General features: G+C 66.5%; 22 protein-coding genes and 1 tRNA gene. 7 read left to right on the top strand and 16 right to left on the bottom strand.

The genetic code is table 11. The features are described 5' to 3' along the window. Positions 1 to 28: 28 nt before the first annotated feature. Genes MRBLMU1_RS24990 through MRBLMU1_RS24975 form a run of 4 tightly spaced genes read right to left on the bottom strand, consistent with a single transcriptional unit; the run spans position 29 to position 3,051 of the window. The gene (locus MRBLMU1_RS24990; RefSeq protein WP_363507344.1) at positions 29 to 724 is read right to left on the bottom strand and encodes a BON domain-containing protein; all 696 of its coding nucleotides are present in this window, start codon (positions 722 to 724) and stop codon (positions 29 to 31) included. Next, on the bottom strand, positions 717 to 1,313 hold the full coding sequence (locus MRBLMU1_RS24985; RefSeq protein WP_315215861.1) for a phosphoheptose isomerase: 597 nt from the start codon (positions 1,311 to 1,313) through the stop codon (positions 717 to 719). The genes MRBLMU1_RS24990 and MRBLMU1_RS24985 overlap by 8 nt, the downstream gene beginning before the upstream one ends. Before the next feature lie 57 nt (positions 1,314 to 1,370). After that, the gene (locus MRBLMU1_RS24980) at positions 1,371 to 1,748 is read right to left on the bottom strand and encodes a YraN family protein (protein ID WP_363507340.1); all 378 of its coding nucleotides are present in this window, start codon (positions 1,746 to 1,748) and stop codon (positions 1,371 to 1,373) included. Positions 1,749 to 1,755: 7 nt separating this feature from the next. Beyond that, positions 1,756 to 3,051 carry a penicillin-binding protein activator gene (locus MRBLMU1_RS24975; RefSeq protein WP_363507336.1) on the bottom strand — a complete coding sequence of 432 codons (1,296 nt, stop codon included), beginning with the start codon at positions 3,049 to 3,051 and terminating at the stop codon, positions 1,756 to 1,758. 112 nt (positions 3,052 to 3,163) lie between these two features. Between MRBLMU1_RS24975 and rsmI the strand changes: the two genes are divergently transcribed. Next, the gene (gene rsmI, locus MRBLMU1_RS24970) at positions 3,164 to 4,072 is read left to right on the top strand and encodes a 16S rRNA (cytidine(1402)-2'-O)-methyltransferase (RefSeq protein ID WP_363507333.1); all 909 of its coding nucleotides are present in this window, start codon (positions 3,164 to 3,166) and stop codon (positions 4,070 to 4,072) included. A gap of 88 nt (positions 4,073 to 4,160) precedes the next feature. On the opposite strand, the gene MRBLMU1_RS24965 is transcribed toward rsmI, so the two are convergent. Next, positions 4,161 to 4,805, bottom strand: coding sequence for a hypothetical protein (locus MRBLMU1_RS24965; RefSeq protein WP_363507330.1), 645 nt, complete (start codon positions 4,803 to 4,805; stop codon positions 4,161 to 4,163). Between the two features lie 124 nt (positions 4,806 to 4,929). Here MRBLMU1_RS24965 and MRBLMU1_RS24960 point away from each other — a divergent pair. The 3 genes from MRBLMU1_RS24960 (at position 4,930) to MRBLMU1_RS24950 (ending at position 7,203) form a co-directional block, all read left to right on the top strand. Continuing rightward, a tRNA-Pro gene (locus MRBLMU1_RS24960) sits at positions 4,930 to 5,006 on the top strand. 164 nt (positions 5,007 to 5,170) lie between these two features. Further along, entirely contained in the window at positions 5,171 to 6,472 is a 1,302-nt protein-coding gene (locus MRBLMU1_RS24955; protein ID WP_363507327.1) for a sensor histidine kinase, read from the top strand. Continuing rightward, complete coding sequence (locus MRBLMU1_RS24950; RefSeq protein ID WP_363507324.1) at positions 6,469 to 7,203, top strand: LytR/AlgR family response regulator transcription factor; 735 nt, start codon at positions 6,469 to 6,471, stop codon at positions 7,201 to 7,203. The genes MRBLMU1_RS24955 and MRBLMU1_RS24950 overlap by 4 nt, the downstream gene beginning before the upstream one ends. An 11-nt stretch (positions 7,204 to 7,214) precedes the next feature. On the opposite strand, the gene MRBLMU1_RS24945 is transcribed toward MRBLMU1_RS24950, so the two are convergent. The 11 genes from MRBLMU1_RS24945 to MRBLMU1_RS24895 form a co-directional block, all read right to left on the bottom strand. Next, complete coding sequence (locus MRBLMU1_RS24945; RefSeq protein WP_363507321.1) at positions 7,215 to 8,126, bottom strand: hydroxymethylglutaryl-CoA lyase; 912 nt, start codon at positions 8,124 to 8,126, stop codon at positions 7,215 to 7,217. 2 nt (positions 8,127 to 8,128) lie between these two features. Further along, entirely contained in the window at positions 8,129 to 9,061 is a 933-nt protein-coding gene (locus MRBLMU1_RS24940) for a 2-hydroxyacid dehydrogenase (protein ID WP_315215884.1), read from the bottom strand. Positions 9,062 to 9,081: 20 nt separating this feature from the next. Then, a complete protein-coding gene (locus MRBLMU1_RS24935; protein WP_363507317.1) occupies positions 9,082 to 11,121 on the bottom strand; it encodes an acetyl/propionyl/methylcrotonyl-CoA carboxylase subunit alpha in 2,040 nt (679 codons plus the stop codon). A 111-nt stretch (positions 11,122 to 11,232) separates the two neighbouring features. After that, on the bottom strand, positions 11,233 to 12,282 hold the full coding sequence (bioB, locus tag MRBLMU1_RS24930; RefSeq protein ID WP_090324750.1) for a biotin synthase BioB: 1,050 nt from the start codon (positions 12,280 to 12,282) through the stop codon (positions 11,233 to 11,235). A gap of 17 nt (positions 12,283 to 12,299) precedes the next feature. Further along, a complete protein-coding gene (gene bioD, locus MRBLMU1_RS24925) occupies positions 12,300 to 13,118 on the bottom strand; it encodes a dethiobiotin synthase (RefSeq protein WP_363507314.1) in 819 nt (272 codons plus the stop codon). Continuing rightward, positions 13,115 to 14,323 carry an 8-amino-7-oxononanoate synthase gene (gene bioF, locus MRBLMU1_RS24920; protein ID WP_363507311.1) on the bottom strand — a complete coding sequence of 403 codons (1,209 nt, stop codon included), beginning with the start codon at positions 14,321 to 14,323 and terminating at the stop codon, positions 13,115 to 13,117. The genes bioD and bioF overlap by 4 nt, the downstream gene beginning before the upstream one ends. Positions 14,324 to 14,325: 2 nt before the next feature. Beyond that, entirely contained in the window at positions 14,326 to 15,660 is a 1,335-nt protein-coding gene (gene bioA / locus MRBLMU1_RS24915) for an adenosylmethionine--8-amino-7-oxononanoate transaminase (RefSeq protein ID WP_363507308.1), read from the bottom strand. Between the two features lie 16 nt (positions 15,661 to 15,676). After that, entirely contained in the window at positions 15,677 to 16,465 is a 789-nt protein-coding gene (locus tag MRBLMU1_RS24910) for an enoyl-CoA hydratase/isomerase family protein (RefSeq protein WP_363507305.1), read from the bottom strand. A gap of 2 nt (positions 16,466 to 16,467) precedes the next feature. Continuing rightward, positions 16,468 to 17,394, bottom strand: coding sequence for a dienelactone hydrolase family protein (locus tag MRBLMU1_RS24905; protein WP_363507302.1), 927 nt, complete (start codon positions 17,392 to 17,394; stop codon positions 16,468 to 16,470). Between the two features lie 8 nt (positions 17,395 to 17,402). After that, a complete protein-coding gene (locus MRBLMU1_RS24900; RefSeq protein ID WP_363507299.1) occupies positions 17,403 to 19,025 on the bottom strand; it encodes a carboxyl transferase domain-containing protein in 1,623 nt (540 codons plus the stop codon). 42 nt (positions 19,026 to 19,067) lie between these two features. Next, positions 19,068 to 19,526, bottom strand: a complete 459-nt coding sequence (locus tag MRBLMU1_RS24895) for a YchJ family protein (protein ID WP_363507296.1) — start codon at positions 19,524 to 19,526, stop codon at positions 19,068 to 19,070. 164 nt (positions 19,527 to 19,690) lie between these two features. Between MRBLMU1_RS24895 and MRBLMU1_RS24890 the strand changes: the two genes are divergently transcribed. From MRBLMU1_RS24890 to MRBLMU1_RS24880, 3 genes are read left to right on the top strand one after another with little or no spacing between them, the layout of a single operon-like run. Continuing rightward, entirely contained in the window at positions 19,691 to 20,431 is a 741-nt protein-coding gene (locus MRBLMU1_RS24890) for a GntR family transcriptional regulator (RefSeq protein ID WP_363507293.1), read from the top strand. A gap of 23 nt (positions 20,432 to 20,454) precedes the next feature. After that, complete coding sequence (locus MRBLMU1_RS24885; protein WP_363507290.1) at positions 20,455 to 21,333, top strand: N-acetylmuramic acid 6-phosphate etherase; 879 nt, start codon at positions 20,455 to 20,457, stop codon at positions 21,331 to 21,333. 28 nt (positions 21,334 to 21,361) lie between these two features. Continuing rightward, positions 21,362 to 22,255, top strand: a complete 894-nt coding sequence (locus MRBLMU1_RS24880) for an AraC family transcriptional regulator (protein WP_363507287.1) — start codon at positions 21,362 to 21,364, stop codon at positions 22,253 to 22,255. Positions 22,256 to 22,307: the final 52 nt, after the last annotated feature.

The following is a 22,307-nucleotide window of genomic DNA, read 5'->3' as shown; positions in this document are numbered from 1 at the left end:
GCCCGCGAGCCGTTTTTTTACAGGCGCGTTACTGCACCGAGTGGGTGGTGGCGCCACCGTTGTCGGCGTTGGCCGGCGCCGCCGCCGGGGCCGGCGTCGCCTGGTATTGCTTGTACTCGTCCTCGGAGATGTACTCGAACACCTTGACCACCTTGTTCACGCCGCTCACGCCACGGGCGATGTCGGCGCCGATCTGGCCTTCGCGCTGGGTCACGCGGCCCTGCAGGTAGACCGTGCCGCGCTCGGTGGTGACCTGGTAGGAGTTGGCCGAGATATCCTTGGCGTCGACCAGGCTGGCCTTGACCTTGGTGGTGATCAGCGTGTCGTTGGAGCGCGAGGTGTAGCTCGACGGACCGGCGATTTCCAGCTCGTTGGTGACCGAGATCACGCCTTCGACGCTGCGCACTTCGCGCTCGGCGGCCGCCTTCATCGCCTCGTCGCGCACTTCGCCGGTCAGCAGCACGCGGCGGTTGAAGCTGTTGACGTTGGTGTGGCCGGCGTCGCCGACGATGTTGCGCAATTTGTTGGCGGCCTTGATCTGGATCGTGGTGTCCTCGGTCTGGGCGCCGAAGGTGCGGCGGTCAGACGCGGCCAGTGTGCCGGAGATGGCGCCGCCGGCGACCAGCGCGATGCAGCCGGTCAACGAGGTCATCATCGCCGCGCACAGCACGCTCAGGGCCAGCGGGCGCTGGATCTTGTTCCAGATAGCACCTGGGTTAGTCATTCACATCTCCTCCGAATAGCGCGACGTCGATGCCGTCGCAAATGCAATGTATGGATACCAGATGGACTTCCTGGATACGGGCGGTACGGTCGGCCGGCACGCAGATGTGCACGTCGGCGTCGGTCAGCATCTTGCCGATGGCGCCGCCGCCCTTGCCGGTCATCGCCACCACGCGCATTTCGCGTTCCAGCGCCGCTTCGATCGCCGCCATCACGTTGGCCGAGTTGCCCGACGTCGAGAACGCCAGCAGGATGTCGCCGGCCTGGCCGAACGCCTGCACCTGCTTGGAGAAGATCTCGCGGTAGCTGTAGTCGTTGGCCACCGCCGTCAGGATCGAGGTGTCGGTGGTCAGGGCCATCGCCGGCAGCGGGAAGCGTTCGCGCTCGAAGCGTCCCACCAACTCGGCCGCGAAGTGCTGGGCGTCGGCGGCCGAACCGCCGTTGCCGCACACCAGGATCTTGTTGCCGTTGGACAGCGCCGAGAACATCAGTTCGATCGCCTGCGCCAGGTGCGGGGCGAGGACGGTGGCGGATTGGATTTTGATTTCGGCACTTTCGTGGAAGTGCGCCAGGATGCGTTGATTATTCATAGTGTGCTGATTATAGTGCAGTCCCTTAACGAGTCGGACAAGCTGTGTTAAAAATGCTTACAACTCCAGAACATTTTGCATCCATGACAATGTTTCATCATCGATAGCAACCAGATCGAAGCGGCACGGGGGCGGATGCGGGTAGCGCAGCAGGTAATACTGGGCGGCGTTGATCAGGCGCCGGCGCTTGGCCGGGGTGACGCTGGCGGCCGCGCCGCCGAAGCCGGCCGCCGCGCGGCGCCGCACTTCGACGAACACCAGGCCGCCTCGCTCCTGCATGATCAGGTCGATTTCGCCGACCTTGCACAGGAAGTTGCGCTCGACCAGGGTCAGGCCCTGGCCGGTCAGGTGGTCGAGCGCCCGGTCCTCGCCCAGCCGGCCCAGCCGCTGCTGTTCGGTGGGTTGACCGCTGGCGCGCTGCCGTGGCGGCGACATGGCGATCTCATCGGGCGACGGCCTGCGGCACGCCGTTTTTGTAGATGGCCGGCTGTTCGACGCGCTCGAAGCTGGACGTGCCCTGGCCGAAGTCGACCGTCAGGCGGCCGGTGACGCCGTCGATGTGGAAGCGGCCGACCGGATGGCGGCTGATTTCGCGGGCCACGCGGTAGGCGTCGATGCCCAGCGCGTACAGGCGTTCCATGTCGGCCGTGCCCGCCTGCACCGGATGCGGATAAACCATCACGGCCGGATGGTCGCGTTGCACCTGCCATGGCAGGTCCAGCAGTCGCACGCCGTCGAGCTCGGGGCCGGCGAAGGCCATGGTCGCGCCCGGATTGAGCGCCGAGGTGCCGTAGACCGGCAGCGCGCTGAACGAGCTCAGCGGCACCGGCGGCTGGGCCGGCATGGCGTCGGCGGTGCTGATGGTCGGGTTGGTCGGCTCGGTCGTCACCGGGGCGCTCAGTGCGCCGCGCAGCTGGCGGGTCTGGTCGGCGCCCATCGCCGAGAACAGCAGGCCGGGCGGGTCTTGCGCCAGGCGCGCGCGCAGCTGCACCAAGTCCGGATCGCTGAGGTAGCCGTTGGGCGCGTTGAGCTCGACCATGCGCACCGGCTGGCCGATGCGCTGCCACTGGCCGGCGAAGGCGGCGGCGATGCGGCGCTGCCACGACGAGCTGGTGGTCAATATCATCGCGCTGGCGCCGGGATGCTCGGCGGCGGCCCACTGCGCGGCCTGGCGCGCCTCCTCCTCGATTGACAGGCCCATGGCCAGCATCTTCGGCGGCAGCGGCGCGGCGCCGGCGCTGCCGTAGCCCTCCGGATAGTTCAGCGCGATGGTCGGCTTGCTCACCAACGGGCTGGACGCGATCGCCGCCACGGCCGAGCGCGCCAGCGGACCGACGATGATGTCCTCGCGCTCGGCCGCGCTGGCGTAGGTCGACAGGATGTCCTGCGGCACGTCGGTGGTTTCGATGACGGTGACGGTGATGTTGTCGCGGTCGCGCTCCCAGGCGGCCATGAAGCCGGCGCGCAACGATTCGGCGGCCGCGCCCAGGGTTTCGGAGCGCAGCGGCAGCAGCAGCGCCATGTTGATCGGGGCGTTGGACGGCAGCGCGCGCTCGTCGGCCACGCGGCCCTCCGGCTGGTCGCCGGCGGCGCGGTTGCCGGTGGCACCGGGCGCGGCGCCGCCCGGCAGGTCGATGGCGAAGGTTTCGGCCGCCGGCGGCGTCGGCTCGGGTGGCGGCTTCGGCAGCGGTGGAGGTGGGGCGGGCGGCGGCGGGGTTGCGCTTATAATGGGTGCCATGGGTGGTATCGGCGTGCTGCCGCATCCACTCAAGGCGACGGCCGTGACCGCCGCAATCGTCGTAATAGCCGCAAACCGCAGCGACAACCTCATACTTTTCATTCGACCCCCAATGACCGACCAAGATTCCCGCGCCATCTCCACCCTACCCGTGCTGGGTGAAACGGCGCACCAGGCCTATCCTAGCGCAACCTTGTATATCGTGGCGACCCCCATCGGCAATGTGACCGATATTACGCTGCGCGCGTTGCACGTTTTGAGCCTGGTCGACGCGGTCGCCTGCGAGGATACCCGCAACACGGCGCAGTTGATGACGCGTTTCGGGCTGCACAAGCCGTTGATCGCCGCGCACCAGCACAACGAGCGCGAGGTGGCCGAGACCCTGATCGCGCGCCTGCAGGGCGGCGAGCGCATCGCGCTGGTGTCCGACGCCGGCACGCCGGGCGTGTCCGATCCGGGCGCGCGCATCGTCGACGCGGTGCGGGCGGCCGGTTTGCGCGTGTTGCCGCTGCCGGGGGCGTCGGCGGCGGTGACGGCGTTGTCGGCCAGCGGGCTGGTCAACGATCAATTTTATTTTGTCGGTTTCCTGCCGGCCAAGGCCAAGCAGCGCGAGAATTTCCTCGGCACATTGCGCGCGGTGACGGCGACGATGGTGTTCTACGAGGCGCCGCACCGGATACTGGATTGCGCCGTCGCGCTGGCGGCCGCGTTCGAGCCGGAGCGCGAGGTTGTGTTCGCGCGCGAGCTGACCAAAATGTTCGAGGAAATCCACCGCTGCCCGTTGTCGGAGGCGGAGGCGTGGATCAAGGCCGATGCGCACCGCGAAAAGGGCGAATTCGTCGTGTTGCTGGCCGGCGCGCCGGCGGCCGAGGACGAGCAGGATGTCGAGGCCGAGCGGATCCTGAAGATATTGCTGACGGAGTGCTCCGTCAAGCAGGCCGCCAACCTGACCGCCCAAATCACCGGCCGCAAGAAAAACGCGCTCTACGACCGCGCGTTGCAGTTAAAAGAAGAAGATTAATCGGAGATCGCGAAGCACGCATCGAGGAGTTCCACGTAGGGCGGATTAGGCGGAACGCCGTAATCGGCCATCTATGAGCAACCCACCCTCAAAACTTACACCCATGATCCTTCTTCTCCAACAACCAAAATAGCGGCGTCAGCAAGTTACCCGGCTGGGTCAGGCAGTCTTTACGCTTGGCCCCCTCCATTTTGGTCGCCAGCTCGCTTGCCGTCTGCTCCGGATAAAGCGGATGGTCATCCAGCTGCGCGACCGGCAATCCCGCCCGCGCCGGATCTTTCTCATTCGCCACTTTGCGCGCCGTCTTCAACGCCGCGTTCATATCGAATTGTTTGGCTTGCTGCTGCTTCTGTTGCTCGGGATATAGCGGATCGGGCAGATTGCTGGCCGGCGCCGGCAAGGTGATCGCCTGCGACGGCTTGTCTTCCGCCGTGTCCGCTGGCGCCGGCCTGCTGGCGCGGACCACCTCGACTTTCTTTTCCCGCTCGCGTGGCTGAACCTGTTTGACCGGCGGCGGCTCAGGCTTGACGACCGCCGGCGCCGGCGGCCTGGGCGGCGGCACCAGCCACACCGTCATGGTTTCCTTCGGCGGCAGCTCGGCCGGCGCCTGGGGCGCCGTCAGCCGGTAGCCGAAGATCAGCAGCGCATGCAAAACCACCGAAACGGCGATGCCCCAGACCATGCCCGGCCGCCGCAGCCGTGCGGGATCGCCCAAGGTGAAGGTCGCGCTCATGGTTTTTTAGTCAAGTTATGCATACCCCTGGGATCTTACATTGAAAAAAATCCGCCGTGGTACATAATGATTCTTATAGGGGCACTTGACGGATACTGGGGCAGCTTGTATTATCTTGCTTCTTCGGAGTGTAGCGCAGCCCGGTAGCGCACCTGGTTTGGGACCAGGGGGTCCAAGGTTCGAATCCTTGTACTCCGACCAGAATTTAAAACCCCCGTTTGATGGCAACGTCAAACGGGGGTTTTTCCATTTGTTTTCTATTTTTAAACCGTATTCATCCCGCAAATTCGGCTGTCGGTCGCATGTGCCCCAGGCACGCGGGCCGTCTCGCTAGAATGCCTTCAGTTCAAACCGGAGGTGGTGCCATGATGTCGTCCAATTTGCCGTTCAACGCCAAAGTGTCCCGCGTCGAGCACGACGCGCGGCTGGTGCGCAGATATTTGCTGCAAACGCTGTTGCGCTATCTGTCGGTGACCGCGCTGCTCATCGCCGTGTGCCTGGTGCTTCCCGTGACATTCATTTTCTGGTCGCTGGGGCGCGCGCCCGACGCCGTCAACTGGCTCTATTTCGGTCCCGCGCTTGCGATCTTCGCCGGTTTCTGTCCGGCGACGATTTCGATGGCCTTGCATTACCTCCGGGGGCTGCGCGAGGCCGGCATCGCGTTGGCGCCGGAGATGATCTCGTCGCGTCCGCACCTGACCCTGCCCTCGCCGCTCGACCCGCTCAGCACCTATGATTTATGCGCCGAGACGCTGTCCGGCCTCGCGCTTGGCCTGGCGCTCGGATATCCGGGGCCCGCCGCGTTCTGGCACCAGTCGTTCAAGGGCCGGATTTTGCTGGCGCCGTCGCGCATGATGCGGCTCTGGCAAAGCATGGAGGTACGGGTGACCGGCGAGCCGGGACAACAGGCGCAGGTCCACATTCGGCGCCGTTTTGGGTTGTCGTTCTTCCAGACACAAAAGGGCGAAGCGTGGCGGGAGGTGCAAACGGTGGCGGATTGCCTGCGCGCCGAATTGAAGCGCCGCCACCACACGCTGCAACTGGCCCGGCGCGAGCACGAACTGGAACGCGCGGCGCTGAACGCGAAACTGTCGGCGCTGCAGGCGCAGGTCGAGCCGCATTTTCTGTTCAATACCCTGGCCAACCTGAAATACCTGATCCGCACCGACGGCGACACGGCGCAGCTGATGCTCGATCATCTGGTCGGCTACCTGCAAAACGCGCTGCCGGACATGCGCTCCGTCTCTTCCACCGTAGGACGCGAGCTGGCGCTGGCAGGCGATTACCTGTCCATCATGCAGATAAGGATGGGCGAGCGGCTGCGCTTCCGCATCGACGCCGATGACGCGGTGCGCGCGCTGCCGTTTCCGCCGGCGATGCTGATTTCGCTGGTGGAGAACGCGATCAAGCATGGGCTGGAAAGCGCGACCCGTCCCGGCGAGTTGCTGATCCGCGCCGCCGTCGATGGCGGCGTGCTGCGGCTGACGGTGCGCGACAACGGCGCGGGCCTGAGCGACCAGCCGGGCCAGGGGCTCGGCCTGGCCAACATCCACGAGCGCTTGCAGCTTCTGTATGGCGGGCGGGCGTCGCTGACGGTGGAGGCGCTGGACGATGGCGGTGTCGAGGCCACGCTGTCGGTGCCACTGCCCGTGCCGGAGGCGGCATGACCCGCGCCTTGATCGTCGAGGACGAGCCGCTGCTGCGCGCCGAGCTGGCGGACCAGCTGGCGATGCTGTGGCCCGAGCTGGAAATCGCGGGACAGGCGGAAAACGGCATCGAGGCGGTTGCGATGCTGGAGGCGCTGCGGCCGGATATTGTTTTCCTCGATATCCAGATTCCCGGGTTGAATGGCCTGGAGGTGGCGCGGCATGTGCCGGAATCGGCGCAAATCGTTTTCGTGACGGCGTATGCGGAACATGCGCTCAATGCCTTCGATGCCGGCGCCGCCGACTATCTGGTCAAGCCCCTTTCAGCCGCGCGCCTGCTGCAAACGGTCAAGCGGCTGAAAAGCCGTGAAAGCCGCGCGGTGGCGCCGGAGGTATGGGAGCGGTTGTTCGGCAAGGCGGCGGCGCCGGTCTATCTGAAGTGGATCAAGGCGTCGACCGGCGGTTCGGTGCGGCTGGTGATGGTGAAGGATGTGCAGTTCTTCACGTCGGACGGCAAGTACACGCGCGTGGTGACCGCCACCGGCGACGCGCTGATACGCGTGCCGTTGAAAAGTTTGATCGAGCAGCTGGACCCGGGGCAGTTCGCGCAGGTGCATCGCGGGGCGATCGTCAACCTGGAGGCGATCGAGCGTATCGACCGCGATGGGGCGGCGATGGAGATTCGTTTGAAGGGACGCCCGGAGAAATTGGCCGTGAGCGAGGCGTTCACGCGCCAATTTCGGCAGATGTAGCGTCCCGGTTCTTAATTCGCGCGCTTGGCGGCGATGGCGTTGCCGGCGCGGCTCGCGCCTTTGCGGCCGAGGAAGTGCGAGATGAACTGGCCCGCGTCCACCACGATATCCAGGTCGATGCCGGTCTCGATTCCCAGCCCCTGCATCAGGTACAACACGTCCTCGGTGGCGACGTTGCCGGTCGCGCCCTTGGCGTACGGGCAGCCGCCCAGCCCCGACACCGACGAGTGGTAGATCGAGATGCCCACCTCCAGGCTGGCGTAGATGTTGGCCAGCGCCTGCCCATAGGTGTCGTGGAAGTGCCCCGCCAGGCCGTCGACGCGGAACTCGCGGATCGCGCGCTCCATCACCGCCTGTGTCTTGCGCGGCGTGGCCACGCCGATGGTGTCGGCGATGTCGATTTCGTCGCAGCCCAGGTCGCGCATGCGGCCCACCACGTCGGCCACCGCGTCGAGCGGCACGTCGCCCTGGTATGGGCAGCCGAACGAGCAGCTGATGCTGCCGCGCAGGCGCAGGCCGTTGTCCTTGACCGTCTTGGCCACGTCCACGAAACGGGCGATCGATTCGGCGATCGAGCAGTTGATGTTCTTTTGCGAGAACGCCTCCGACGCCGAGCCGAAAATCACCACTTCATCGGCGCGCGCGGCCAGCGCCGCCGTCAGCCCCTGCATGTTGGGCGTGAGCGCGGAGTAGATCACGCCGTCCTTGCGCGTGATGCCGGCCATTACCTCGGCGCTGGTGGCCATCTGCGGCACCCACTTCGGCGAGACGAAGGACGCCGCCTCGATGTTCTGGAAGCCTGCGCTGGTGAGGCGGTCCACCAGTTCGATCTTGACCGCTGCGGGCACGCTGGCTTTTTCGTTTTGCAGGCCGTCGCGCGGTCCCACTTCGACGATTTTGACCTGCCGGGGCAAACTGTTCATCTTCAATATCCTTGGTTGCGGTCGACGATGTCGGCGACGGGTTCGCCCTTTTCGAGCTTGCGGATTTTCTCGGCGATTTGCTGCACGCTTTCGCGCCGCAGCGTCAGCGCCGAGATGTGCGGCGTGATCGTGATGCGCGGCTCCTGCCAGAACGGATGCTGCGCCGGCAGCGGTTCGTTGCGGAATACGTCCAGCGTGGCGGCGGCGATGTGGCCGGACTTGATCAGCGACAGCAGATCCGGTTCGGCGATGTGCGCGCCGCGCGCGACGTTGATGATGAAGGCGCCGGCGGGCAGCTTGCCCATGTTGGTGCGGTCGACCAGGTTGGATGTCTCGGGCGTCAGCGGCAGCATGCAGACCAGCACCCGGCTGCCGCGCAGGAAGGTGTCCAGCCCATCGCTGCCGTGGTAGCACTGCACGCCCGGCATTTTCTTCTCGTTGCGGCTCCAGCCGCGCAGCGGGAAGCCGAACGGCGCCAGCGCCTCGAGCACGCGCTTGCCCAGCACGCCCATGCCCAGTACGCCGATGGGGAAGTCGCCCTTGGTGTGCTGCGGCAGCGGCGCCCACAGCCCGGAGCGCGCCTGCGCCTCGTATTCGTCGAAGCGGCGGAAGTAGCGCAGCACCGAATACGTGACGTATTCGGCCATCTGCACCGCCATGCCGGCGTCGCCGAGGCGGATGATGGGCACCTCGCGCGGAATGGCGTCGCCGAAGCGCAGCAGCGCGTCGACGCCGGCGCCGGTGTTGAAGATCGCCTTGACCTGCGCCAGCTCCGGCAGCATGGCCTCGGGCGGCGACCACACCACGGCGTAGTCGCAGGGCTGGCTGGTTTCGCCGGCGTGCCAGATCTCGAACTCCGCCTCGGGCAGGAACTTGGTGAAGTCCTTGATCCACGGCTCGGTCTTGCCGTCCGCGCGATGTAAAAGAATGCGCATGATGATCTCCTGATCTCTCTTTACGCCGTCTTGAACGCCAGCAGCGGTGCGCCATCGGCCACCTGGTCGCCAACGCCGTAGAGAATGTCATCGACCACCCCATCGTGCGGCGCGGCGATGGTGTGTTCCATTTTCATGGCTTCCATGATGACGAGGGCGTCCCCTTTCTTCACTTCCTGGCCTTTGGCGGCCAGCACCGCGACCACCTTGCCCGGCATCGGCGCGGTCAGGCGGCCGCCTTCGGCCTCCGTCTCGCCGGCGTGGGCCATCGGGTCGTTGTAGGTCAACTGGTAATGCGCGCCGCCGGTGAAGACGTGCAGCACGTCGCCGTCGCGGCGCACCGCGCCGTGCACGGCCTGCGCGCCCAGCTTGATGCTGTAGCCATCCGCGCCCTCGGAGGTGAGGCTGAGGACTTCAGGTTGCGCGCCCGCGCCCACGCTGAACAGCCAGCCGCCGGCGCGGTAGCTGACGTGGACGATGTAGGGCTGGTCGCTGGCGAATTCGTCGCTGAACGACAGCGCGCGCAGGTACGGCTGGTTCAAGCGCCAGCCCAGGGCCTGACCCCACGGATCGGCGGGGTTGGCGCGCGATTGCGCGGCGGCGCTTTGTTTTTCGGCGGCGATCAGCGACACCACCGCCAGCGCCAGCGCGGCTTGCGGCGCGGCCTGCGGCGCCGGGAACAGGGCGTCCTGGTTGCGTTCGATCAGACCGGTGTCCAGATCGGCGGTGGAGAAGGCCTGGCCTTCGACCAGGCGTTTGAGGAAGGCGATGTTGGTCGCCAGGCCGACCACCTGGTATTCCGACAGCGCCTGCGCCATGCGGGCCAGCGCCTGTTTGCGGTCCGCGCCCCAGACGATCAATTTGGCGATCATCGGGTCGTAGAACGGCGAGATGGCGTCGCCGGCGCGCACGCCGGAATCGATGCGCACGCCGGCCGGCAGATTGACGGCGCCGCCAAGCTCGAACGAGACCGCGTCCGGCGTGGCCAGATGGCGCAGGGTGCCGATCGACGGCAGGAAGCCCTTCTCCGGATTCTCGGCGTAGATGCGCGCCTCGATGGCGTGGCCGTTGATGGCCAGTTCGTGCTGCTGTTTCGGCAGCGGTTCGCCGGCGGCAACGCGCAACTGCCATTCCACCAGGTCGGTCCCGGTGATCATCTCGGTGACCGGATGCTCGACTTGCAGGCGGGTGTTCATCTCCATGAAGTAGAACGAGCCGTCCTGGTTGGCGATGAATTCCACCGTGCCGGCGCCGACGTAGCCGACCGCCTTGGCGGCGGCCACCGCCGCCTCGCCCATGGCGGCGCGGCGTTCGGCCGTCATGTTCGGCGCCGGCGCCTCCTCCAATACCTTCTGGTGGCGGCGCTGCACCGAGCAATCGCGCTCGAACAGGTAGATGCAATTACCCAGCGTGTCGGCGAACACCTGGATTTCGATGTGGCGCGGACGCTGGAGGTATTTTTCCGCCAGCACCTTGTCGTCGCCGAAGGAACTGATCGCCTCGCGCTTGCACGACGCCAGCGCGTCCTTGAACTGCGCCGAGTTTTCGATCACGCGCATGCCCTTGCCGCCGCCGCCGGCCGAGGCCTTGAGCAGCACCGGGTAGCCGATCTTGTCGGCCTGCGTGTGCAGAAAATCGGCGTCCTGCTGTTCACCGTGATAGCCCGGCACCAGCGGCACGTTGGCCTTCTCCATCAGCGACTTGGCGGCGGACTTGGAGCCCATCGCGCGCATCGCCGATGCCGGCGGGCCGATGAAGACCAAGCCCGCTTCGGCGCAGGCGTCGGCGAAGACGGCGTTCTCGGACAGGAAACCGTAGCCGGGGTGGATCGCTTGCGCGCCGGTGGCCTTGGCGACGGCGATGATCTTGTCGCCGCACAGGTAGCTCTCCTTGGCGGCGGCGGGGCCGATCAGCACCGCCTCGTCGCAGACGGCGACGTGCTTGGCGTTGGCGTCCGCCTCCGAGTAGACGGCGACGGTTTTGATGCCCATGCGGCGGGCGGTGGCGGCGACCCGGCAGGCGATCTCGCCACGGTTTGCGATCAGGATTTTGGTGAACATTTTTGTCTCCGATTATTTTTTGTTTTTAACCCACCACCGTGCCGCTGGTTCGTCCGCGCCGGGGTTTGGGGTCGTACCCCTTGGGGTACGACCCCGCATGGCTTTGCGGGTTTAGCAGCCGCACTTCTCTTTTGGTGCCGATTCCAGCACTGCGCCACGGGTTTTGAGGCCCAGTTTCGCCAGCAGGTTGCGGTCGTCCTCCGCTTCCGGGTTCTCGGTCGTCAGCAGCTTGTCGCCGTAGAAGATCGAGTTGGCGCCGGCCATGAAGCACATCGCCTGCACCGCTTCGCCCATCTGGCGGCGTCCCGCCGACAGGCGCACGCGCGCCTTCGGCATCGTGATGCGCGCGACGGCGATGGTGCGCACGAATTCGAACGGGTCCAGCGGGTCCATGCCGTACAGCGGCGTGCCTTCGACCTGCACCAGGTGGTTGACCGGCACCGATTCCGGATACGGGTTCAGATTGGCCAGCTGCGCGATCAAGCCGGCGCGCTGCAGGCGCGTCTCGCCCATGCCGACGATGCCGCCGCAGCAGACCTTCAGGCCCGCTTCACGGATGCGGCCCAGGGTGTCCAGGCGGTCCTGGTATTCGCGGGTCGAGATGACGTTGTCGTAGAACTCGGGCGCGGTGTCCAGGTTGTGGTTGTAGTAATCCAGGCCGGCGTCCTTGAGGCGCTGCGCCTGGCTTTCCTCCAGCATGCCCAGCGTGGCGCAGGTCTCCAGGCCGAGCGCCTTCACTTCGCGCACCATCTCCTCGACCTTGTCCATGTCGCGCTCCTTCGGGCTGCGCCAGGCGGCGCCCATGCAGAAGCGGGTGGCGCCGTTGTCCTTGGCCTGGCGGGCCGCGTCGAGCACCGTGTCGATGTCGAGGATCTTCTTGGCTTCGACGCCGGTGTCGTAGCGCGCCGCCTGCGGGCAGTAGCCGCAGTCCTCCTCGCAGCCGCCGGTCTTGATCGACAGCAGCGTGGCCAGTTCGACGTCGCCGTCCGGGAAGTTGAGGCGGTGCGTCTGCTGGGCCTTGAACATCAGGTCATTGAACGGCAGGTCGAACAGCGCCATCACGTCTTCCAGCGGCCAGGTCGCCGCCGGCGGCAAGGTGATCGCGGCCGTCGGGCGGTGCAGGGCTACGGTTTTAGGTTCTTGGAGGGTGGTCAGGGACATCGTGTTTCCTTCTTCGTTCAAAGTTTGTTCCGGGTTGGCCAGTTTGGCAGCCCGGTAAAATCGATATGGGCGGCGGCGGCCTCCGCGCTCGGGTGGTCCAGGCGCGGGATGCGCCCCAGCAGCGGCGCGTCGATGCGCTGCGCCAGCGCGGCGACGTTTTCGTCGGCGAAGGCCATGTCGGCCTGGGTTTCGTTGGCGACCCAGCCGATCACGGTCAGGCCGCGCGATTCGATCGCCTCGACCGTCAGCAGCGCGTGGCTGATGCAGCCGAGCCGAAGCCCGACCACCAGCACCACCGGCAGGTCGAGCTGCTCGGCCAGGTCGGCGGTGTCGAATTCGTCGTTGAGCGGCACGCGGAAGCCGCCCACGCCTTCGACCACCACCGCGTCGGAGGCGGCGTTGATTTCGACATAGGCCGCCAGGATCGGCACCGGCGAGATGACGATGCCTTCCAGTTCGGCGGCGATGTGCGGCGCGGCCGGCTCCTTGAGCAGGAACGGCGTGGTGATGGTCGGCAGCAGGTGGACGTTGCCGGCGGCGGCCAGCTGGTCGCAGTCGTCGTTGTGCCATTCGCCGTCGCGCAGCTCGGCGCCGGCGGCCACCGGCTTCATGCCGCAGGCGCGCACGCCGGCTTTCACCAGCGCGTGCAGCATCGCCGACGAGACCAGGGTCTTGCCGATTTCCGTGTCGGTGCCGGTGACGAAGCAGCAAAAGCGCGGTGGCAGGCCGCCGGCCAGCGCCGCCGGTTGCACCTCGGGCTCCAGCTCCAGTACATCTTCGACCGCTGGCGCGTCGGACGGTATGTCGACTGCTATGACGGGATCATCGAGACTCATCTGACGTCCTTTCCGGAGGCATCCAAATTATTCAGCGCGGTTATCAACTGCGCCACTTCCATGCTGCTATGGGCCGCCGACAGCGTCACCCGCAGGCGCGATGTGCCTGGTGCGACGGTGGGCGGACGGATAGTGCCCACCCACAGCCCCTGTTCGTACAGGGCCGCGCCGGCGCGCATGGTTTCGGCATTATCGCCGATCAGGATAGGTTGGATCGCCGTCATCGACGGCAAACGCCGCCAGCGATGAAGTTTGAGCCCAACCTGGCCATCGTCCAATTGTGCCACCAATGCGGCCAGGTGCGCGCGCCGTTTTATGCCTTCCTGGCCCTCGATCAGCTCAATGCTGGTCAGCAGGGCGTGCGCCAGCGCCGGCGGCGTGGCGGTGGTGAAGATGTAGGGCCGGGCCTTCTGGATCAGCGTCTCGATCACCGTCTCGTGGGCGGCGACGAAGGCGCCGCCGACGCCGGCCGCCTTGCCCAGGGTGCCCATGTAGACCAGGTAGGGCGAGCGCAGGTTGAAATGCTCCAGCGCGCCGCGTCCGTGGTCGCCCAGGGTGCCGAAGCCGTGGGCGTCGTCGATGACCAGCCAGGCGCCGTGCCGTTCGCACAACGCGAGAAGGGCCGGCAGCGGCGCGAGGTCGCCGTCCATGCTGAAGACGCTGTCCGTCACTACCAGCTTGGTAGCGGCGTTGCTGGCCGCGAGCATGGCGCCGAGCGCCTCCAGGTCGGCGTGCGGGTAGACGGTAACCTTGGCGCGCGACAGGCGGGCGCCGTCGATCAGCGAGGCGTGGTTCAGCGATTCGGAGAAGATCTCGGCCTCGCGGTCGCCGGCGGTCAGGCCGGTGATGATGGCGAGGTTGGCCATGTAGCCGGTGCAGAAGGTCAGCGCGCGCGCCGACTCCAGATGGGCGCCGACGAATTCGGCCAGGCGGTCCTCCAGCATCGCGTGGGCGCGGACGTGGCCGCTGATCATGTGCGAGGCGCCGCTGCCGACGCCGTAGATCGCCGCGCCTTCCTGCAGCGCGAGCTTGAGCTTGGGGTGGTTGGCCAGGCCCAGATAGTCGTTGCTGCAGAAGGCCAGCAACTGGCGGCCGTCGACCGAGACGCGGGCGCCGCACGGTGTGTCGACGGTGCGGCGCTTGCGTATCAGGCTTTGCTCGTCGAGCGCGCGCAGCTGCGCGGTGAGTTTATTCAGGAGATCCATCGTCAGCCCGCCATCGTTTTGTCGAACACGGCCAGCGTATTGGCGGCCAGGCCGTCGATCTCGTCGTCGCCGAGGATATACGGCGGCATCATGTAGACGGTGGCGCCGATGGGGCGCATCAGCAGCTCATGCTCGACTGCGGTGGCGAAGAAGCGGCGCGAGAAGTCCGGCGTGGCGCCGATGGCGTCGAAGGCCCAGATCATGCCGCGCTGGCGGAAATTGCGCACCTGCCTGTGCTGCGCCAGCGGTTGCAGCGCCGCCGTCAGGCGCGCGGCCTTGACCTTGTTGGCCTCGAGGACATTGTCCTCCTCGAAGATTTGCAAGGTCGCCAGCGCGGCGCGGCAGGCCAGCGGGTTGCCGGTGTACGAGTGCGAGTGCAGGAAGCCGCGCGTGACGTCGCTGCTGTAGAAGGCCTGGTAGATGTCGTCGCGCGTCATCACCAGCGACAGCGGCAGGTAGCCGCCGCTGATGCCCTTGGACAGGCACAGGAAGTCCGGCCAGACGGCGGCCTGCTCGCAGGCGAAGAAGGTGCCGGTGCGGCCGCAGCCGACGGCGATTTCGTCGAGGATCAGGTGCACCTGATGGCGGTCGCACAGTTCGCGCACCAGCTTGAGGTACAGCGGGTCGTGCATGGCCATGCCGGTGGCGCATTGCACCAGCGGTTCGATGATGATGGCGGCGATCTTGTCGGCCTTTTCCACGAACAGGCGTTCGACGTCGGCGGCGGCGCGGCGCGCCATGTCTTCGGCCGTTTCACCCTCGGCGGCGTTGGCGTTGCGGGCGTCCGGCGACATCACCGTCTGCGAGACGCGCAGCAGCGGGCCGTAGGCGTCCTTGAACAGCGCGACATCGGTGACGGCCAGCGCGCCGATGGTCTCGCCGTGGTAGCTGCCCTTGAGGCAGACGAATTCCTGTTTATCCGCCTTGCCGTTGTTGCGCCACGAGTGGAAGCTCATTTTGAGCGCGATCTCCACCGCCGAGGCGCCGTCGCTGGCGTAGAAGCTGTGGCCCAGCACATGGCCGGTCAGGGCCGACAGCTTTTCCGACAGTTCGATCACCGGTTCGTGCGTGAAGCCGGCAAGCATGGCGTGTTCCAGGGTGTCCAGCTGGTCCTTCAGCGCGGCGTTGATGCGCGGGTTGGCGTGGCCGAACAGGTTGACCCACCAGGAGCTGATCGCGTCCAGGTAGCGGCGGCCTTCATGGTCGTACAGCCACGCGCCCTTGCCCCGGCTGACCGGGATCAGCGGGATGGTCTCGTGGTGCTGCATCTGCGTGCATGGGTGCCATACGCTGCGCAGGCTGCGCGCCACCCATTCGCTTTGTGTTTTGTCTTGCAAGGAAACTCCGATTTCTTTAATGCGTCAGCCAGTTCGGCTTGCGCTTTTCCAGGAACGAGGCCACGCCTTCGCGGCCCTGTTCCGATGCGCGGATACGCGCGATGCGCTCGGCGGTATCGCCCAGCAGCGCATCGTCGACGGTTTGCCCGGCCACGTCGCGCACCAGCGCTTTCGCCTGGCGCACCGCGTTCGGGCTGTTGTTGACCAGGGCCTTGACGATCTCCGCCACCTTGGCGTCGAGCGCGTCGGCGGCCACCACCTCGTGGGCGAAGCCGATGCGCAGCGCTTCGCCTGCGGAGAAACGCTCCGCCGTCAGGAAGTAGCGGCGCGACGCGTTCTCGCCCATGGCCTTGATCACGTAGGGCGAAATGGTCGCGGGGATCAACCCCAGTTTCACTTCGCTCAGGCAGAAGTTGGCCTCGTCGACCGCGACGATGATATCGCAGGCGGCCACCAGGCCCATGCCGCCGGCGTAGCAATCGCCCTGCACCCTGGCCACCACGGGCTTGGGACACAGGTAGATCGTGCGCAGCATCTCCGCCAGTTGCAGGGCGTCGGCATGGTTTTCGGCGTGCGTGTAGCCCGCCATTTTTTTCATCCAGTTCAGGTCGGCGCCGGCGCAGAAGGCCGGGCCATTGGCGGCCAGCACGATGGCGCGCAGGTCGTCGTCCTCGCCCAGTTCGCGGAAGGCGCGCGTGAGTTCAGCGATGGTCTCTTCGTTGAAGGCGTTGCGCGTGTCCGGTCGGTTCAGCGTGACGGTGGCGGTTTTTCCCTCGCGCGTGATGCCAAGTGTGTTGAAAGCCATGCCTACTCCTTGATTGCGTATTTGATTTCGGTCGGCATGCCGATCGATTTGAGAAAGCGCTCGGTTTCCGGCAGCCAGATCGGCACGCCGTCCGCGCTCAATACCATCGTGTGCGCGTCCTTCTTGAACGGGCCGAAGGCGACCAGCTGCGCCTTGCCGCCGGCGCCGGTGTAGGCCGCGTACAGATCCTCGGCCAGTTTCGGCCCGAAGTGGGCGTCGTTGGCGCCGTAGAACCACAGGGTCGGCACCTTGCTGCGCGCGCCGTAGGCCTTGAAGGCGTCGACCAGCGCGCCCTGCCAGTCGCATTTGGAGCGGCTGTTGACGCCACCGGCGAAGTTGATCACGCCGCGCACGCCGCTGATATTGTGGCTGCCGGCGGCGATGGCCGTCAGGCCGCCGTGCGACTGGCCGGCGAGCAGCACGTGGGTTTGATCCGCCCACGGCTGCTTCATCGCATATTGCATGGCGAAGAACAGCGAGTTGGCCTGGTCGTCGCCGTTTTTCTCGGCGCGGCAGTGCGAGTTGACGTAGATGCCGCCCGAGCCGGCGAAGCCGAGCCGCATCGGGATGACGACCGCGTAGCCGCGCCGGATGAACTGCTTCGCCAGCACGACGTAGCGCGCGCGTTCCTGCTGGTGGGCGTCGGCGCCGCCCGATTTACCGTGGTTCATGAACAGCACCGGGAACGGGCCGTTGCCCGGTGGTTTGAAGATCGTCGTTTGCAAGGTGATGGTATCGCCGCCGATGTTGGCGGGGACGTCGACCACCTGCTCGCCCATGCGCTTGTCGACCAGCGGCAGCAGCTGCGCGGGTCCCGTCAGCGGCTGCAGCATCTTCACCTGCGTTTGCTCCTGCGCGCCGGCGCAGGCGCACGCCAGGACGCAAAGCATCGCGGCCAGGCGTTGACGGGGTCGAAGTCGATCGCGCATGGTCGTCGTCACATCCTGAAGACACCGAATTTGGTGTCGGGGATTTCGGCGTTGAGCGCGGCCGACAGGCCCAGGCCCAGCACCATGCGGGTGTCGGCCGGGTCGATGACGCCGTCGTCCCACAGGCGCGCGGTGGCGTAGTAGGGGTGGCCCTGGTGCTCGTACTGGTCCTTGATCGGCTGCTTGAAGGCGGCTTCCTCGTCGGCGGACCACGAGCCGCCCTTGCCCTCGATGCCGTCGCGCTTGACGGTGGCCAGCACCGACGCCGCCTGGTCGCCGCCCATGACGGAGATGCGGGCGTTGGGCCACATCCACATGAAGCGCGGGGAGAACGCGCGCCCGCACATGCCGTAGTTGCCGGCGCCGAAGCTGCCGCCGATGATGACGGTGAACTTGGGCACGGCGGCGGTGGCGACGGCGGTGACCATCTTGGCGCCGTTGCGGGCGATGCCTTCGTTCTCGTATTTGCGCCCGACCATGAAGCCGGTGATATTTTGCAGGAACACCAGCGGGATCTTGCGCTGCGCGCATAGCTCGATGAAGTGCGCTCCCTTGAGCGCCGATTCCGAGAACAGGATGCCGTTGTTGGCGATGATGCCGACCTTCATGCCGAAGATGTGGGCGAAGCCGCAGATCAGGGTGGTGCCGTAGCGCGCCTTGAATTCATCGAACTCGCTGCCGTCGACGATGCGGGCGATGACCTCGCGCACGTCGAACGGCTTGCGGGTGTCGACGGGGATCACGCCGTACAGTTCCTCGGTGGCGTACTTCGGCTCCCCGGCCTCGCGCAGGGCGCCCTGTCGCGGCTTGGTGCGGTTCAGGTTCGAGACGATGGTGCGCGCCAGCGACAGCGCGTGCAAATCGTTCTGCGCCAGGTGGTCGGCCACGCCGGACAGGCGGGTGTGGACGTCGCCGCCGCCCAGGTCCTCGGCCGTCACCACCTCGCCGGTGGCCGCCTTCACCAGCGGCGGGCCGCCGAGGAAGATCGTGCCCTGGTCCTTGACGATGATCGACTCGTCGCTCATGGCCGGCACGTAGGCGCCGCCGGCGGTGCAGGACCCCATGACGACGGCGATCTGCGGGATGCCCTTGGCCGACAGGTTGGCCTGGTTGTAGAAGATGCGGCCGAAGTGGTCGCGGTCGGGGAAGACGTCGTCCTGGTTGGGCAGGTTGGCGCCGCCCGAATCGACCAGGTAGATGCACGGCAGGTTGTTCTGGTCGGCGATCTCCTGCGCGCGCAGGTGCTTCTTGACCGTCATCGGATAGTAGGTGCCGCCCTTGACGGTGGCGTCGTTGCAGACGATGACGCACTCCTGGCCGGCCACCCGGCCGATGCCGGTGATGATGCCGGCGGCCGGCGCGGCGTCGGCGCCGTTGGCGTCCTGGTACATGCCGTAGGCGGCCATCTGCGACAGTTCGAGGAAGGGCGTGTCGGGATCGAGCAGCATCTGCACGCGGTCGCGCGGCAGCAGTTTGCCGCGCGCGACGTGCTTGGCCGACGCCGCCTCGCCGCCGCCGGCGGCGATTTTCGCCACTTTGGCGCGCAGGTCGTCGACGACGGCCCGCATGGCGGCGGCGTTGGCCTTGAAGTCCTCGCTGCGGGGATTGAGCTTGCTTTCGATCTGCGGCATTGTTTTTCCTTTGTGCGCGTGGTCTCGCACGCGTCGTGATGATTATTCGGGAAAACTACCGTCAACGTAGAACCAGCGCGGGCCGCCCTCGGCCGGCTCGCGCACGAAGTTGCTGATCTCGTGCAGCCGCTGCGCGCGGCCGTTGACCTTGAAACGGGCGACGAATTCGACCGTGTCGCGGTTGGGGTCTCTGGCCTGCGCAGTTGTCTTCGATGCAACTTCTGCTTTACGTTGACGTAAACGTAAAGCAGATTTTACCTCAAGTCCCAGCCATTGCAATTTTTCTTCGTCGCTCATGATCGGCTCGGTCGGGCGGGTGCTGGCGTGCCAGGTGGCCAGCAGGTAGCGCTCGTCGCGCAGGCCATAGGCGGTATAGCGCGAGCGCATCAGCGTTTCGGCGGTGGGCGGGATGGCGGCGCCCGCGATATAGGGGCCGCAGCAGGCCGCGAGGGACGGGCCGCCGCAAGGGCAGCCGGCGGGCGCGGCGGACTTCTTGGACATGGATGGCAGGACGGGCTGGTGTGACAAGCCAGCATTATCCGTCAAATGGGCCGCCCGCGCACCGCCGCGAGTTACGCCGGCGGCACTAAATATCGCGTTTTTACGGCCTCGCGGGCGCACGGGGTTCCATATCGCTATTACACTACGGGAGTTAGGAGAAACAAATGAGCCAGAGTGGTTTTGAATTCAAGGCGGACGCCAACGACAGTTCGCCGCTGTACATGCAGATTGCCCGGAAATTGAGCGACGATGTGCATAACGGCCGCTACCAGGTCGACCAGGCGCTGCCGTCCGAGCGGGCGCTGTCGGAGTTGCTCAACGTGTCGCGGGTGACCGCGCGCAAGGCGATCGACCAGCTGGTCGACCAGGGCCTGGTGGTGCGCCGGCGCGGTTCGGGCAATTACATCGCGCCGCGCATCGAGCAGCCGCTGTCGAACCTGACCAGTTTTTCGGAGCAGTTGCAGCAGCGCGGCCACGTGCCGGGCTCGCGCTGGCTCAAGCGGGCGATCGTCACGCCGACGCCCGAGGAGCAGCTGAGCCTGGGCCTGTCGCCGTATTCGAAGGTGGCGCGGCTCGAGCGCCTGCGGCTGGCCGACGACGTGGTCATGGCCTACGAGGTCAGCGTCCTGCCGCAGACCGTGCTCAACGACCCGGACGCGGTCGGCGCCTCGCTGTACCAGTATCTCGACAGCATCGGCCAGTCGCCGGTGCGGGCGCTGCAGCACATCCGCGCGATGAACGCGTCGGCCGACCTGGCGCGCCAGTTGGGCGTGCCCGAGGGGCAGGCGGTGTTGTACATTACGCGTATTGCCTATCTGGAATCTGGCGAGGCGATGGAGTTGACGCATTCTTATTGTCATAGCGACCATTACGATTTCGTCGCCGAGATGCGCCGCGCCACCTGACCCCGGCTTCCCCTCTATTCCCTATGCTGAAAACCGAGACGCCGAGTACGCAGCACCCCGAACTGGACCGCTACCCGGTGGACGTGCTGGTCGGGGCGCTGATCGACGATCAGGCGCACGCGGTGCGCGCGGTCCAGGCCGCCGCACCGGCGATCGGCGCCGCCATCGAGGCGATGACGCCCAGGATCGCCGGCGGCGGGCGCCTGATCTATGTCGGCGCCGGCACCTCGGGCCGGCTGGGCATCCTCGACAGCGTCGAACTGTTTCCCACCTTTTCGTGGCCGCACCAGCGCGCCGTGGCCCTGCTCGCCGGCGGCGTGGGCGCGATGTTCGAGGCGGTCGAGGGCGCCGAGGACGACCGCGCCAAGGGCGCCTCCGACCTGCGGCTGCTGTATCCGGGCTTTAACGACGTGGTGTTGCTGGTGGCCGCGTCCGGCACCACGCCGTATGTGCTGGGCGCGTTGCAGGCGGCGCGCACGGTGGGCGCCCTGACGGTGGGCATCGCCAACAACGCCGGCACGCCTTTGGCGGCCGGGACCGACGTCGGCATCGTGCTCGACACCGGGCCGGAGGTGATTTCCGGCAGCACCCGGCTCAAGGCGGGCACGGCGCAAAAAATCGTGCTCAACACCTTGTCGAGCGCGTTGATGGTGCGGCTGCACAAGGTCTACGGCAACCTGATGGTCGACGTGCAGGCCAATAACACCAAGCTGGTCGAACGCGCCATCCAGTTGACGATGCACGCCACCGGCGCCGACGCCGACGCCGCGCGCGGCGTGCTGGAGCAATGCCATTTCCAGGTCAAGGTCGCCATTGTCGCGTTGCTCAAAAAGCTCGGTGTCGAGCAGGCGCAGGCGCTGCTGGAGGCGGCGCGGGGCGACGTGCGCGCCGCGTTGCGGTAGCGGCTTGGACTCTAACTCGGTCACGACCATGCTCGACAAATTTACCTCTTTGATGCTGCGCCACGCGCCCGCGGACGGGATGCACGATTGCGCCCTGCCCGGCGTGACCTTGATCCGCTCGTCCACGCCGACCACGCCGATGCCGGCGGTCTACGAACCCTCCATTTGCGTGATGGCGCAGGGGAGCAAGCAGGTGCTGGCGGGCGAGCAGATATTGAACTACGACAGCGCCCGCTATCTGATCGCGGCGGTGGACGTGCCGGCCGTCGGCGCGGTGACCGAGGCCAGCGTGGAGCGTCCCTATTTGTGCGTGTACTACCGGTTCAACCGGCCCGAGCTGACCAAGCTGGCGTTGAAGATCGACGCCGCCGCGCGGCAGGACGGGATGGCGGGCCCGGTGCGCGGGCTGGCCGTGCACGACACGACGCCGCAGCTGGTGGACGCGTTCACCCGGCTGGTGGCGTTGCTCGACACGCCGGCCGATATCGACACCCTGGCGCCGCTGATCGAGCAGGAAATCATCTACCGGCTGGCGACCGGGCCGGCGCGCGCGGTGATGCGCCACATCGCCACCGGCGACCGCAGCCTGAACCAGGTGTCGCGGGCGATCGGCTGGATCAAGGACCATTACCGCGAGCCGATCACGATCGACATCCTGGCCGAGCAGGCGGGCATGAGCCCGTCGTCGCTGCATGCGCATTTCAAGTCGATCACCCACTTGAGCCCGATCCAGTACCGGGCCCGTTTGCGGCTGCAGGAGGCCCGGCGGCTGATGGTGGCCGAGGGCATGGACGCGGCGCAGGCGGCTTTCAAGGTCGGTTATGACAGCGCGTCGCAGTTCAGCCGGGAATATGGGCGCCTGTATGGCGAGGCGCCGGCCACGGATGCCAGTCGTTTGCGGGGCCGGGCCGCCATATTGTGACGCCGCGCGGCGCCGCGGTTTTTCCGTGGTGTGGTGTTCCGTTGGTTGCCGG

Origin of the sequence: Burkholderia sp. LMU1-1-1.1 (assembly GCF_040675865.1) — a bacterium.
Taxonomy (GTDB): Bacteria; Pseudomonadota; Gammaproteobacteria; order Burkholderiales; family Burkholderiaceae_D; genus Rugamonas.
The sequence above is the reverse complement of the archived record's forward strand: the minus strand, read 5'-3'. Positions and strand labels throughout refer to the sequence as shown.